Here is a 15,382-nt window from a genome sequence, read left to right as displayed (position 1 = left end):
TCTTCAAATCTCAGAGAAAGCAGTCATGATCGCTTCCCAATCTTTGGCTAAGGCATTCATATCGGGATAAAGCAGATTGGCTCCGGCATCCAACAAGACCTGATCAGCTAATGGGCCTGTATTGACTGCTATCGTAAAGATATGTGCAGCAACAGCCGACTGCACCCCCATCGGTGCATTCTCTACAACAATGGCTTCATGCGGTTGGACTCCACCCTTTTCCAATCCGATCAGATACGGTTCCGGATGCGGTTTACCAAATCTGACATCATAACTTGTCACCATCCGCTCTTTTTCAAAGAAACCCGGATAAGTATGCTCCAATTTTTCAAGCAGACTACGTTGTCCTGAGCCTGTAACAAGCACCCGTTTCAACTCAAAAGCTTTTACCTTTTCCAATACCTCCAGGGCTCCGGGCATTGGTTCTCCGTCATTGTATTGATTAAACAAGGCAGCCTTTTCATTATAGATGGATTCTTTCTCCTCCGCAGTAGCCTCCCGCTGCCGGGTGCGCAGAAACAATTCATTGATTGTATTTCCACCAGTCATGCCTTCAAACAGGAAAAAATCCTCCGGAACAGACCGCAAATGATGTTTTTCAGCGATCTCCTGCCAGGCACGGGCATGAAACACCATAGAGTCAAAGAGCACTCCATCCATATCAAAAAGAACCGCTTTAGGAGAGATACGTTCTTGTTGCTGTTTTTGTAAATAATGTTCTATTGCTGTTCGGATCATAACTATTCACTTATTTTTGAGAGCCACAAAGTTGCTCTAAATCTATAAAAAAGGGTGAGATATGCACCCCACCCTTTCGTCTCTATTCTGGTTTTATTATAATCTGGCTTTTATCGCTTCTGTTTCTTTTTCATATCCCGGTTTGTTCAACAAAGCAAACATATTGCGTTTGTAGTCTTCCACTCCCGGTTGATCAAACGGATTCACACCCAGCATATATCCACTGATACCGCAACCTCTTTCAAAGAAATAGAATAACTGTCCGATATAATAGGCATTGACTTCCGGCATCGTGATCTTCAGGTTAGGAACACCTCCGTCCACATGGGCTAATTGCGTACCCAGTTCCGCCATTTTATTGACTTCATCCACACGTTTTCCGGCCAGGAAGTTCAATCCATCCAGATTTGCTTCGTCAGTAGGAACAACCACTTTATGATCCGGTTTCTCCACAGAGATGACCGTTTCAAAGATCGTGCGTTCACCATCCTGTATCCATTGCCCCATAGAATGTAAGTCGGTTGTTAAATCTACTGAAGCGGGGAAAATACCTTTTCCATCCTTACCTTCACTTTCGCCATACAACTGTTTCCACCACTCAGCGATATAATGTAATTTCGGATGAAAGTTTGCCAAAATCTCAATTTTCTTTCCTCCTTTATATAGTTCATTTCTTGCTGCGGCATACAACCCGGCAATATTTTCTGTCAAAGGAACATCTGAACCGGTTACTTTCTCCATAGAAACAGCACCTGCCACCAAATCACGGATATTAATACCTGCAACAGCAATCGGCAATAAACCTACCGGAGTCAACACAGAGAAACGTCCGCCTACATTATCCGGAATAACAAACGTCTTATATCCTTCCTGATCGGCTAATGTACGCAAAGCGCCTCTTTTAGCATCTGTAATGGCGACAATACGGTGCTTGGCTTCCTCTTTTCCGACAGCGTCTTCCAACTGTTTTTTCAACATACGGAAAGCCAAAGCCGGTTCTGTTGTTGTACCCGATTTAGAAATATTGATCAAACCAAATTGTTTGCCTTTCAATACTTCAGTCAGTTCATATAAATAATCTTCTCCGATATTCTGTCCGGCATACAAAAGAATTGGATTCTTACGATCACTCAATAACATATCAAAGCTGTTATTCAGGGCTTCTACTACAGCTTTAGTCCCCAGATAACTTCCTCCGATTCCGATCGCTACAACGATATCGCATTTCGAACGCAATACGTTAGCCGTATTTTCAATATCAGCCAGTTCTGCTTCTGTGATCGAAGAAGGTAAATGCATCCAACCTAAAAAGTCGTTACCGGCACCTTTCCCGGTCTCCAACAGCTGATTACACTCTTTTACTTTCCCTTCCTGTGCATACACTTGTTCTTTCGTGATAAGACCTAATGCTTTGTCAATGTTTAAACTGATATTTTTCATTTTCGTATCTATTATTTTATTGCTTTATATAAATGTTTCCGTTAATTCACGAATGACCGTAATAGGTGATCGTTTGTCGTATAATATTTCATAGAGTGCATTCAGGATAGGCATATCGACGTTGTATTTCTCATTGATCTCGTAAATACATTTGGTGCCATAATACCCTTCTGCAATCATCTCCATCTCCAATTGAGCGGTTTTTACCGAATAGCCTTTCCCGATCATCGTGCCGAATGTACGATTCCGGCTAAAACGCGAATAGGCCGTAACCAATAAATCGCCCAGATAAACCGAATCGGTAATATCTCGTTCGATCGGATGAACAGCATCCACAAACCGTCGCATTTCTTTGATCGCATTGGAAAGGAATACAGCCTGAAAATTATCTCCGTATTTCATGCCATGGCAGATGCCTGCTACAATGGAATAGACATTCTTTAAAACAGCAGCATATTCGATTCCGGCCACATCTTCCGAGAGGGAGTTTTTCAGATAATGATTACTGAAAACGCTGGCCAGTACATCTAATTTCTGAATATCCGAACAGGCCAAGGTGACATACGACAGACGCTCCAATGCGATCTCTTCCGCATGACATGGCCCTCCAATGATCGCAATATTTTCATGTGGTACCTGATAATATTCCGCAAAATAATCGGTGATCAGTATATTCTCATCCGGCACAATACCTTTGATGGCCGAAATGATACATTTATCACTTAACCGTGTTTTTATCTTTTCCAGATGTTGTTTAAGAAAAGGTGACGGAGTCGCAAAAATTAATGTATCCGAATCATTTATCACCTGATTGATATCCGCATAAAAAGTAATTTTATCCGTATCAAACTTGACCGACGATAAATAGACCGGATTATGCCCGACCTGTTTGAAGTCCGCAATACGATCAGGTCTGCGCATATACCAGTTGATATGATCCTGCGTGGAGAGTACAATTTTCGCTAAAGCCGTCGCCCAGCTTCCCCCTCCCATAATGGCGATTTTTCCCGGTAAATTCATAGCAATAGATTAGGCTTCGCCGTTTTCTTCTTCCTCTTTCTTCTGCTTCTTCTCCGGACGCATCTGAGGAAAAAACAGCACCTCCTGGATACTTTCCTGCCCGGTCATAAACATCACCAGACGATCCATCCCGATACCGATTCCACTTGTCGGAGGCATCCCATATTCGAGGGCACGCAAGAAGTCCTGATCGATAAACATCGCCTCATCATCTCCTTTTTCTGATAGCCGTAGCTGATCTTCAAAACGCATACGCTGATCGATCGGATCGTTTAATTCCGAATAAGCATTGGCCAACTCTTTTCCGTTAACCATCAATTCGAAACGTTCGGTCAGTTCCGGATTATTCCGGTGTTTTTTGGTTAATGGCGACATCTCTATCGGATAATCAATAATAAATGTCGGTTGAATATAATTTCCTTCACACTTATCTCCGAATATCGCATCGATCAGTTTTCCTTTTCCCATTGTTGCATCCTGTTCAACACCCAGTTGGCGGCAAACATCACGCAATTGGTCTTCATTCATTCCACTGATATCGACTCCGGTAAAGTGTTTGATCGAATCGATCATCGTGACACGTGGATACGGAGCTTTATAGTCAATCTCTTTATCTCCCATCATCACTTTAGTCGTACCATGCACATCCATACAGATTTTTTCCAACATCTGTTCGGTAAAGTTCATCATCCAGTTATAGTCCTTATACGCCACATAAAACTCCATCACAGTGAACTCCGGATTGTGTGTACGATCCATCCCTTCATTACGGAAGTTGCGACTAAACTCATACACTCCTTCAAAACCACCGACGATCAATCGTTTTAAGTATAATTCATTGGCAATACGCAGATACAAAGGGATATCCAACGCATTATGATGTGTAATAAACGGACGGGCAGTTGCTCCTCCCGGGATACTCTGTAATACAGGGGTATCGACCTCTATATAGCCGTGATTGTTCAGAAACTCACGCATCGAATTAAAGACCTTTGTACGCTTGACAAAAACATCTTTAACACCTTCATTCACAATTAAATCGACATAACGTTGACGATAACGTTGTTCCGGATCAGTAAATCCGTCATAAACAACTCCGTCTTTCTTCTTAACGATAGGTAGTACGCGAAGAGATTTGGCCAATACGGTCAATCCTTCCGCATGCACAGATATTTCACCCATCTGTGTACGAAAAACAAACCCATTGATACCCACATAGTCACCAATATCCAATAGTTTCTTGAAAACGACGTTATACAGATCCTTATTCTCATCCGGGCAGATCTCATCCCGTGAAATATAGACCTGAATACGTCCTTCACTGTCTTGCAACTCCATAAAAGAAGCTTTCCCCATGATACGGCGACTCATAATACGTCCGGCGATCTGGACAGGACGCGGAGGATCATCGTCTTTAAACGTTTCTTTTATCTCGGTAGCATATGCATTGGTTGTGTACTCTGCAGCTGGATAAGGATCAATTCCCAACTGGCGCATCTGTTCCAGACTTCCCCGCCTGATAACTTCCTGTTCACTCAGTTCCTGTAGGTTCATTATGTTCGAATTTTTCAAATATGGCGCAAAAGTACAAAACTTTTCCCATTTTTATGTAACAGACAGCGAATTAAGAATAGAAGTTCGGAGATTTGTGAACAAGAAGCTTAATAGGTCACAACGGCAATATAATCATCCCATTCACTGACTGTAGCCACATTATGTTTTCGGTTTTCATCGTCAAAGTAAAATAAATAATGAATCTCGGTCTCATTTTTCATATCTTTAATCTCATTCACGGTATACTTCCCAAAACTGGATGCTTTGAATTTTTCCATGACTACAAGAGGTACATGTTGTTCGTCTATACTTTCAATAAGATAAAGGAAGTCATGATTTTCATCAAATACAACTATCTTAAACAGATCATCTTCCAAGACACCCACAACTATCGATTCACCCAGGTCTTCGCGTAGATCAAGAATAACCGGTTGCAGAAAACAGCTATTGACCTGATCGATCACTTTTCCCGGAATATCTATCGGTTTATCCACATAAATATCATCCCGGTTTACGCGAACAACAACACCGTTTGGCGAATAGTACAGACCTACTCGTTCTTCATCCTTACCGGCATAAAGGATCACCAGATCAGAGAGACCTTCACGCTCTAACAAGCTAACGCCATGGATATCCCAATCCGAATAAAGACTATTGGAAAAAGTCGCTTTGATTGACTCATTCAATACAAACCTGCTGACTTCAGATTTAGTCAACTTCCAATCACCAGCCTGTTTAAACCAGGCATTTATTATTCGCCCGTCCAATATAAAATCGGCAACATAATACGTATTGTTTACCATCCATTCGACCTCTACTGCATCCGGAAATTTCAACTCAAAAGTGCTTTGCACCTCTGCATTAGGGGTGATCACAACAGGATCGGGCGGAGTCGTATCCATCTCTTCTCCATCCACACAACCTGACAACAATACACTACTTGCCAAGAACAATACAAAAGGGATTAATCTTACTCTCATGATAATTATGTATTTGTCTTTACATAACAGATCATGTAATCTTTTTGTTTTTAAGCATTTTACATGAGGTATTTCATTTATTGACTGATTCGCATTAATATTTCAACAAGACAATATAATCTGTTGATTCACTTACTGTAGCAACATTATTATTCTCTTCTTCATCATCGAAATAAAACAAGTAAGATACGCCAATGTCATTTTTCATCTCTCTGATATCGTTCACAACGTACTTCCCGTATCTGGAAGCCTTAAATTTTTTCATGATTACCTCCGGAACATCTTCCGCTTCAATACTCGTGATCATATACAGAAAGTCAAATTCCTCATCAAGTATCAATAATTTAAATTGATCATTCTCCAATACGGCCACCTTGATTGTCTGGGTAATATCCCCCCACAAATCAAGAATATCAGGATCTTGAAAATAATGATTAATAGCACGCATCACGTCCGACGGAACCTCTATCGGTGTATCCGTATAATTTGCCCCATTATTGATCCGAACCTGAGTACCATTTGTCGCATAATAGATACTGGCATATCTATTATTTTTATTGGTATTGATAATAAACAGGTCTGAAAAACCCTCACGCTCCAACAGGCTAACCTTATTGACCTGCCAACGGGAATATTTACTATTGGAGAATGTATTACGGATAAATTGGTTCAACTCTTCTTTATTCAGGTCGGATTTGGTCAAAACCCAGTCGCCTCTTATCTTAAACCAAGCACTTATGGATTTTTTGTTTTTCACAAAATCAGCCACATAATACGTTGTATTTATGCTCCATAACACATCTTCGATATCAGGAAATATGATTTCAAAATTTCGCAGCACTTCGTTCGTCGGGGTTATCACAGACGGATTTTCACCTGGAGGCATTTCGTTATCCACACCCTTATCACAACTGAAAAACAATATACCCGCCATAAAAATGGCCATAAAAAACGTTCTTTTTTTCATCATCGCAACACATTTTTCATAGTTAATTATCTATTAATAGAACAGTTAGATCAGCGGAATAGTTTTTAGTAGCATGCACAACCCCGAACTACCCCTCAGTTAAATAATGTATTTTAATTACAATTTGTCAATTTTGTCAATTTGATATTTTATCCCCCGCGAGAATTGCGTATCTGGAGCATACAACGAAACTGTTCGAAAAAAACGCAAGGATTTGGAGTTTGTTTTTGCAATATGCATTGATTATTAAGTCGTCTTGCCTATTTTTATAATTTTGAAAAATCACCATTCTGGAGAAAAACCACCGGTTTTGAGACTGGTTTTTTTGCCCGTTTCAGGCTCTTTGAAAAAATCATCTGCATGATTTTTTTGAAGGGTTTAGATCTGTTTCCTGAATCATCAGCATCATTTTTCTTAATGTTCAGCAGAAAGTGGCGGAAGATCCAGAATAAAGAATTTAAAACAGCCGTTTTGGGGCATAAAACGGTTAAAAACACCCTTTTTCTTATCAAAAAAACACGATACACGAGTTATACAAAATCAATCTTTTACTTATTTATGTCACAAACCGCCTGTTATTAGCAACAAAATGACAAAATACAAACAGATCAAAACCGGTCATCACTTGGACAGCATATGACAGGTTGCACTTTTTAAACATCTGTTTTTTGTCTTTTAGAAAACAACAATATTGGAGGATAATCAATATACCACATATAAAAAAGGAAATTATGTATATAATTATAACTATTTTTACTATTTTTGTCGAATTTAGTCGTGGTATATAGTCTATTCATCATAGGAAATAGACTAACGTGTGTGTAAGAATTAAACAAAAAGAATATTAAAGAATAAGTAAAACAATAAGTTACAGACAAAACCGACAGTCTGTCCTTATAGTTGTAAATTCGCTATGAAGATGAAATCAATGAGAGTTTTATGTATTGTTGGCCTGATGGCCACAACTGTTTTTTCTGTCCAAGCGCAGAAAGAAGCCACTAACTGGTTTTTTGGAAATAGAGCCGGTTTAACCTGGAATACGACACGTGACCTTGCTGTCACAGGGTTGAACGGAACGCCGGATACTTTATTAACAGGATTACCGACAGACGTGACCGGTTCTTCGATTAGTACAACCGAGGGTTGCTTCTCTCTTTCTGATGCGAAAGGTAATCTTTTATTTTATTCGGATGGTATAAGTATTTGGAATAAAAATCATGCCACTATGCCTAATGGTACCAGCATGACCGGAAATGGTTCGTCTTCCCAATCAGGTATCATTATCCCTTATCCGGGAAATCGGGATAAATATATAGCGGTTACAATAGGGGTAACTCAAAACACACTCTCTTATTCCGTCATTGACATGACGTTGGATGGGGGATTGGGAGATGTTGAAACCCCAAAAAACATCCGTTTATTGAATCATTCCGGCTCATATATTAATGAAACGGTCACTTCAATTAAACATGCCAATGGTAAAGATTATTGGATTGTGGCACCTGGTAGAGGGAATCCAACGTATATGAATGCATGGTTATTGACCCAAGACGGAGTAGAAGAGACTCCGGTTTCGACCCTTCTGTCGGTAACAAATACACAGAGTGGTGTAGGAGGATACATGAAATTTACACCCGATGGCAAACACTTTGCTTGGGCTGGATGGGGTAATCGTATTATGTATGGCGATTTTGATGCGGCAACAGGGGGTTTCAGCAATGTGAGAGATGTAGATCCTTCTGTCTCGAGTAAGCATTATTATGGCGTTGAATTTTCAGCCAGTGGAAAATATGTATATATCATGCTAGAAGGGCGCAGACAGCTATATGTGTATAATTTTCATGAGTTATTAGCAGCCTCAGACCCAAGTGTGGTCAGTTATCAAGAAATAGATATGATAGACACGTATAATTGTGCTATTCAGTTAGCGCTTGATGGACGTATCTATATGACTACACAGGCTAATTTTTTAAATGTGATTGATAATCCCGAAGAGTATGACAACCTTAGGATCTATAAGTTGCCCGCCGCCTTTTTATCAGGAACATCGACCTTGGGACTCCCTTCTTTCGCAGCCAACTGGTTCTCGGTCTCTATTGAGGCTGATCAATCGTTTTGTGTGAATACTTCGCAAGATTTTACGGTCATCCTCAACCAATCCGGTTCGGATGAAATAGCCTATACCGAATGGGATTTTGGAGAAGGAGGATCATTCTTAAAAGACACCAATGTGAGTTCGGGTACGCAGACACATTCATATACCTATGAAAAGCCGGGAATGTATAATATCACAGTACGATCCTATCTGGTTGATGGCAAAGAAGTCGCTTCGGAAACCATTACAGTCAAAGTAAACCCTTGCGTGATCCCTGTCAATCCGAATGTACACCTGTTTCAGTAAAAATAAAAAACAATAAATAAGCAAACGATACTGATATGAAATCAATGAAAACTCTATGTTTTATCTGCTTGTCGGCTATGACTGTTTTTTCTGTTCAAGCACAGAAAGAAGCCGGGCATTGGTATTTTGGTCATAATGTCGGACTTAATTTCATCGATACACAAACGGTAAATGACAAAAATGGCGTTCCGGTAGATGGTATGCCTACTTTGGAAACTGGCCCGATTAGTACTAATGAAGGATGTTTTTCCCTCTCGGATTCGGATGGAAACTTAATTGTTGCATCCGATGGGATGAGGGTTTACAACAAAAATAAAGACGTGATTGCTACTGGATTGTATGGGAATACCTCAAGTGCACAATCCGGAATACTTATCCCATTTCCTGAAAATCCGGGAAAATATATTATTATATCAAATAATTGTCGTGCACTTCATTACAGTATATTTGATGCAAATGCAAATGGTGGCTTAGGAGAGGTCACTAATATTAATACGCCTGTTCAGCAAACAACAGTAGGGAGTTCTCAACTATATGAAAATGTAACCTCTCAGATTCATGCTAATGGAAAGGATTATTGGTTATTACATAGGGCGGGACCGTATTTTTTTACTTGGCTAATAACAAAAGATGGTATTTCGACAACACCTATTGTAACGGACATACCAGATAGTAAGTCTCAAATAAGCGGATTGAGTGAAGGGTATATGAAAATGTCACCCGATGGAAAAAAAATATGTCATGCGAATCTGGATGCACCAGAAGGGGAAGTGTTTTTTGCAGATTTTGATAATAAAACAGGAAAGATCAGTAATATTATATTGAGATATTGGAAGTTTGATACCATCGCATTTTATAGTTTGGAATTTTCTCCGTTAGGGAAGAATCTTTTCTTATCTGAATTAAATAAATCTTTATATGTTATCCCAGTAGAGGATATCGAATTAGGCACTCCTACACTAGTTACAACAGAAATCGGAACAGTACAGACTGGATCTGACGGAAGATTATATGGCATAAGAAGTTCTGGTAGTGCGACAAAGAGATTTGGAGTTATTCCTAATCCTGATGATCCGATTGAAGACATTAAGGTACATATATTTGAGAATTTTTTAAATGGCTCCGGAGCAATTTGGGGACTTCCTACTTTTGCTGCTAACTGGTTTTCTGTTTCTATTGATGCTGATGAATCATTTTGTGTGAATACTTCACAAGATTTTACAGTTACAATAAACCAATCCGGTTCACAACAAATAACTTACACCGAATGGGATTTTGGAGAAGGAGGATCATTCTTAAAAGACACCAATGTGAGTTCAGGCACACAGACACATTCATACACCTATGAGAAGCCGGGAATGTATAATATTACTGTACGTTCGTATCTGGCTGATGGGAAAGAGGTGGCTTCGGAAACGATTACAGTCAAGGTCAATCCTTGTGTATTGCCGGTGAATCCGAATGTGCACTTGTTTAAGTAAAGACTTAAATCTGAATTAAAACCCGGAAAAGTCGTGATTATACGCTATCAACAGCGCGATCACTTCCGAATAGTTAGCTGTTCCTGAAGGGATCTTATTTCCCTTCAGGTAAAAATTATACAGACGGTTCTGCATCTCGCCAATCAGCGGATTGTATCGTGTCTGCCAGTAAGCGACCTTTTCATTGTAAAGGGTACGTACTTCAGGACGTAGAGACTCTCGCCACATTTTGAATTCATCTTCAGAAAGCAAACGATAGGTGTTTCCCAATACATAAGGTAATAATGAGAAATATCCGGAAAAACGGATTTCAGCCACCTTCGATTGCGAACAAACTAAAAAGCTATAGAAGTTGGCTTCCGCTTCTCCGGTAATGCTCAAGGCATGAGCCAGTTCATGTGCATACGTGGAGGCATATTCGACCGGTTGCAGTTCACGGTTAAGATTGTATTCCGTAAAAAAAGGCCCCATATATCCTTTTATCCCACCACTACTCATCAAGGGCGAAATCAATATCGGTTTGGCCTTCATATACCCGGCAGGTCTGGTAATTCCGAAACGTTCATGAATGGAACTAAACCCCTTTAACACCTCTGTCTTCACCTGCGGAGTATCAACCCGGTGTATCGGTAAGTAAGCACTATTTAATGAATCAGTATAAGCAGAAAGGAAGGTTTGGAACTCTTCTGCAGAATAGGTCACGGGATGAATCTGAGCACGCACAAAAAAATCTTGCCGAAAATAGTTCAGTCCCCAGGCCATATAAAACCAGACATAGACCCATAAAAGATATTCAACTATATGTCGTAAAGTACGTTTGACACGATAACGTCTGATCAACGATGCACCCAGATAAAAAAGAAGTCCAAAGATACTCCCATAAATAAAACAATCACCTATCGAAAACGGGAAAACAGATGAAAACCGGGATAATACTCCGGACAAGAAAGGATATATACGACGGGAATACCATTCGCCATGCGTTGGCGAGGCCATGATTATCCATATAAAAATCAACCACACGAGCAACAACCACCAACGTCTGCGAAAGTATTGATGATAAAGGGTCATTATCTTGTCGGCAAACTTCATTGACACAAAAATCAATCAAGAGATATTCTTATTCAGTATAGCTTTAGCTTCCGCTTCTGTGAGTTTTCTTCTCCGGGCATAATCTGTCAATTGCTCTCCATCAATTTGTCCGATCATAAAATATTGCGCTTCCGGATGGGCGATATACAATCCACTGACAGAGGCCGTAGGAATCATCGCACCATTTTCTGTCAACTCAACATCTATGGCCGACAGATCCAGTAAATGATCGATCGTCCGGTTGAGTAACTGATCCGGAATAGATGGATAACCGATAGCCGGACGTATCCCATCGTATTTTACTTTAAAAAGATCCTCCATCGGCAGCGTTTCATCGGCAGCATATCCCCAATATGTTTTTCGTACTTCCTCATGTAAATATTCCGCCGTTGCCTCAGCAAAACGATCGGTCAACGTTTGCAATAACATACTGTTATACGTATCACCTTCCGAGTCATACTTTTGTTTCAGATAATCGGCTCCGGAGCCTCCGGTAACGACAAATGCGCCTACATAATCGGTTCGTCCTTCACTGAAAGGCATAACGTAATCAGCCAATGATTTATAGACCTCTTCTTCTTTACGTACTTGTTGTCGTAAAAAAGGGATTTCCGTCTCTCCGATATACAAGGTATCTCCTTTGCTATTTGCCGGGAACAGTCCATAAATAGCTTTGCAATATTCTGCCTTAAGTTCAATAAGGTGATCAATCATACGGGTCGCATCTTTAAACAGTTGCATCGCCTCAGTAGCTTTCATGCGATCCACCTCAGGCATATCGGCCAACCAGGAAGCGCGGCAACTATCACAGCCATGCAAATGAGCAATTTCTGCAAAACGACCATTCAATTTCCAGGCATTAAAAAAGTAAGTCCAGTTGATATATGGAGTGATCTCTTCCAAAGGGATATACGACAAGACATATACTCCCTCATTGGCAGGTCTGACCGGTGTATAATTCGTCCAATCGATCGACACCTGATGAACACGAGCCTCTTCCAGGGTCACAAGATCTACCTTTTTCTGCCCCATAGTCTCTCTTAACTGATCGTATTCGGCATCCAGTTCGCGAATAAAAAGATCACGCGTCTGAGGATTCAATAAGCGAGATGCGATAATCGGATTTTGTGATGCATCCAGGACATGTATAACCGGATAATCGTAATGAGGAGCAATTTTTATCGCAGTATGCAATTTGGATGTTGTTGCCCCACCGACCATAATTGGAATCTTTAATCCGGCTTTCTGCATCTCATCAGCCACATGAACCATCTCTTCCAACGAAGGGGTGATCAATCCTGAAAGACAGAGCAAATCGGGTTGTTCTTCGATCGCTTTCTTGACAATAACATCGGCCGGAACCATCACCCCTAAGTCGATGACTTCATAATTATTGCATGAGAGAACAATCGAAACAATATTCTTTCCGATATCATGCACATCCCCTTTGACGGTGGCAAACAGGACTTTTCCGGCCTTCGTCGATCCGGCTACATTCTTTTCCGATTCGATTGTCGGTTGCAGGATCGAGACCGCTTTTTTCATTGTACGGGCGGTTTTGACCACCTGCGGTAAAAACATTTTCCCTTCTCCGAAAAGCTGGCCGACCTTATTCATTCCGCTCATCAACGGTCCGTCAATGATTTCTACTGCCCGGTCATATATCTTCAGGGCCTCCTGTAAGTCGGTTTCCAGATAATCCCCTACCCCTTTAATTAAGGCATACTCCAAACGTTCCTGCAAAGAGTAATCACGCCAAAGTGCCTGCTTAACATCAGATATTTCCGATGTTTGAATCTGCATTTGTTGCGCATAACTGATTAACTCTTCTGCGGCCTCCGGCCGACGGTAAAGGATGACATCTTCGAGTAAGAGACGAAGAGTCGGTTCTATATCTTCATAGAATACCGCAGTAGACGGATTGACGATTCCCATATCCATCCCTTTGCCGATTGCATGATAAAGGAAAACGGAATGCATCGCCTCACGTAAATAGTTGTTCCCACGGAAAGAAAAAGAGAGATTGCTGATTCCTCCGCTCACTTTTGCACCGGGCAGATGTTGTTTGATCCATTCTACCGAACGGATAAAAGCCAATCCGTAACTATTGTGCTCATCCATCCCGGTCGCTATTGCCAGAACATTCGGATCAAAAATAATATCCTGTGGAGGGAACCCGACCTGTTCAGTTAATAACCGATAGGCTCGTTCACAGATCGCTATTTTACGTTCAAACGTATCGGCTTGTCCTTTTTCATCAAAAGCCATCACCACCGTAGCAGCACCAAGCTGTCGAATACGTCGTGCACGACGCAGGAATTCACCCTCTCCCTCTTTTAGAGAGATCGAGTTCACAATACTTTTCCCTTGCACACACATCAATCCCTGTTCAATCACTTCCCATTTAGAAGAATCGATCATCACCGGCACACGGGCGATATCCGGTTCGGAGGCAATCAGATTGAGGAATGTCGTCATTTCCTTTACACCATCAAGCAGACCATCGTCCATATTCATATCGATAATCTGGGCACCATCTTCCACCTGTTTGCGAGCAATGGTTAACGCCTCTTCATACTGACCTTCTTTGATCAGACGAAGGAATTTACGTGAACCTGCGACATTGCACCGTTCACCTATATTGACAAAATTATTTTCAGGTTTAATTTCGAGCAGTTCAAGTCCGGATAACCAAAGATTCTTTGTCGGAACAACAGGAACATGTGGCTGGGCATCACGAACGATCTCCGGATACAACGCAATATGAGCCGGAGTCGTCCCACAACATCCGCCCAAGATATTCACCAGACCTTCCTCTACAAACGATTTCACATGAGAAGCCATCAGTTCAGGTGTCTCATCATACGTACCAAAGCTATTCGGCAGTCCGGCATTGGGATAAGCACTGATAAAATAAGGTGCACTTTGTGCCAGTTCCTGCAGATAAGGTTTCATATCGGAAGCTCCGAAAGAGCAATTCAACCCGACACTCACAATCCGCGTATGTTCGATAGAGGCTAAAAATGCGCCTAATGTTTGACCCGAGAAAGTACGTCCCCCTTGTGCCGACAAGGTCAGCGAAAGCATCACCGGAAGATCAATTCCGCTGTCGGTCAACACCGAATCAACCGCTTCCAAGCCGGCTTTTACATTTAATGTATCGAAAGTCGTTTCAAAGATAAACAGATCGACCCCACCCTCGATCAAAGCCTCTATTTGTTCTTTGTAGGCCTTATAAAGATCCAGGTAAGAGACTGCACGGTAAGCCGGGTCGTTCACCTCCGGACTCATGGAGGCAGTCTTGTTGGTCGGTCCGATAGAGCCGGCAACATAAACTTTACGCTCCGGATAGTCACGCATAAACCTATCCGCCACCTCACGCGCCAACTTCCCGGCAGCAAGATTCATCTCACCGACATACGTCTGCATACCATAATCTTCCATCGATATCGCATTGGCATTAAAGGTATTGGTCGTAAAAATATCCACTCCCGCTTCGAGATACTGCCGGTGAATGGATTGAATAATATCCGGACGAGTGATATTCAACAGATCATTATTCCCTTTCTGTTCTCCGGGAACATGACCGAACCGACTACCCCGGTAGTCAGACTCCGTCAATTTATACCCTTGAATCATTGTTCCCAATCCACCGTCCAATATCAAGATACGCTCTTTGAGGAGCTGTGTCAGTTGTTCCTTATTCATT

Annotated in this window: 9 protein-coding genes and 1 pseudogene; 2 read left to right on the top strand and 8 right to left on the bottom strand. The window is 41.3% G+C overall.

All coding sequences use genetic code 11. The features are described from left to right. Nucleotides 1–3: 3 nt before the first annotated feature. The 6 genes and pseudogenes from M2135_RS05165 to M2135_RS05140 form a co-directional block, all read right to left on the bottom strand. Nucleotides 4–738, bottom strand: a complete 735-nt coding sequence (locus M2135_RS05165) for an HAD-IA family hydrolase (protein WP_280747538.1) — start codon at nt 736–738, stop codon at nt 4–6. Between the two features lie 96 nt (nt 739–834). Next, a complete protein-coding gene (locus M2135_RS05160) occupies nt 835–2,178 on the bottom strand; it encodes a glucose-6-phosphate isomerase (RefSeq protein ID WP_280747537.1) in 1,344 nt (447 codons plus the stop codon). Between the two features lie 24 nt (nt 2,179–2,202). Continuing rightward, entirely contained in the window at nt 2,203–3,198 is a 996-nt protein-coding gene (locus M2135_RS05155) for an NAD(P)H-dependent glycerol-3-phosphate dehydrogenase (RefSeq protein WP_280747536.1), read from the bottom strand. A 48-nt stretch (nt 3,199–3,246) separates the two neighbouring features. Next, nucleotides 3,247–4,752: pseudogene (gene lysS / locus M2135_RS05150) on the bottom strand (lysine--tRNA ligase); the annotation flags it as partial. 107 nt (nt 4,753–4,859) lie between these two features. Next, on the bottom strand, nt 4,860–5,732 hold the full coding sequence (locus M2135_RS05145) for a PepSY-like domain-containing protein (RefSeq protein ID WP_280747535.1): 873 nt from the start codon (nt 5,730–5,732) through the stop codon (nt 4,860–4,862). Between the two features lie 94 nt (nt 5,733–5,826). Beyond that, the gene (locus M2135_RS05140; protein WP_280747534.1) at nt 5,827–6,702 is read right to left on the bottom strand and encodes a PepSY-like domain-containing protein; all 876 of its coding nucleotides are present in this window, start codon (nt 6,700–6,702) and stop codon (nt 5,827–5,829) included. Between the two features lie 916 nt (nt 6,703–7,618). Between M2135_RS05140 and M2135_RS05135 the strand changes: the two genes are divergently transcribed. Further along, a complete protein-coding gene (locus M2135_RS05135) occupies nt 7,619–9,100 on the top strand; it encodes a PKD domain-containing protein (protein ID WP_280747533.1) in 1,482 nt (493 codons plus the stop codon). Between the two features lie 35 nt (nt 9,101–9,135). Continuing rightward, nucleotides 9,136–10,581, top strand: a complete 1,446-nt coding sequence (locus tag M2135_RS05130) for a PKD domain-containing protein (protein WP_280747532.1) — start codon at nt 9,136–9,138, stop codon at nt 10,579–10,581. Nucleotides 10,582–10,596: 15 nt separating this feature from the next. On the opposite strand, the gene M2135_RS05125 is transcribed toward M2135_RS05130, so the two are convergent. Continuing rightward, complete coding sequence (locus M2135_RS05125) at nt 10,597–11,577, bottom strand: DUF3810 domain-containing protein (protein ID WP_280747531.1); 981 nt, start codon at nt 11,575–11,577, stop codon at nt 10,597–10,599. A 111-nt stretch (nt 11,578–11,688) separates the two neighbouring features. Next, a complete protein-coding gene (gene metH / locus M2135_RS05120) occupies nt 11,689–15,381 on the bottom strand; it encodes a methionine synthase (RefSeq protein ID WP_280747530.1) in 3,693 nt (1,230 codons plus the stop codon). Nucleotide 15,382 lies beyond the last annotated feature (1 nt).

This window comes from Parabacteroides sp. PF5-9 (assembly GCF_029893105.1).
Classification (GTDB): Bacteria; Bacteroidota; Bacteroidia; order Bacteroidales; family Tannerellaceae; genus JARXWG01.
This window is presented reverse-complemented; position numbering and strand designations above follow the sequence as displayed.

Coding starts and splice junctions, on each gene's coding strand:
- M2135_RS05125 (WP_280747531.1), bottom strand. CDS start 11,577: ATGGCCTCGCCAACGCATGGCGAATGGTATTCCCGTCGTATATATCCT.
- metH (WP_280747530.1), bottom strand. CDS start 15,381: ATGAATAAGGAACAACTGACACAGCTCCTCAAAGAGCGTATCTTGATA.
- M2135_RS05160 (WP_280747537.1), bottom strand. CDS start 2,178: ATGAAAAATATCAGTTTAAACATTGACAAAGCATTAGGTCTTATCACG.
- M2135_RS05155 (WP_280747536.1), bottom strand. CDS start 3,198: ATGAATTTACCGGGAAAAATCGCCATTATGGGAGGGGGAAGCTGGGCG.
- M2135_RS05130 (WP_280747532.1), top strand. CDS start 9,136: ATGAAATCAATGAAAACTCTATGTTTTATCTGCTTGTCGGCTATGACT.
- M2135_RS05140 (WP_280747534.1), bottom strand. CDS start 6,702: ATGATGAAAAAAAGAACGTTTTTTATGGCCATTTTTATGGCGGGTATA.
- M2135_RS05135 (WP_280747533.1), top strand. CDS start 7,619: ATGAAATCAATGAGAGTTTTATGTATTGTTGGCCTGATGGCCACAACT.
- M2135_RS05145 (WP_280747535.1), bottom strand. CDS start 5,732: ATGAGAGTAAGATTAATCCCTTTTGTATTGTTCTTGGCAAGTAGTGTA.
- M2135_RS05165 (WP_280747538.1), bottom strand. CDS start 738: ATGATCCGAACAGCAATAGAACATTATTTACAAAAACAGCAACAAGAA.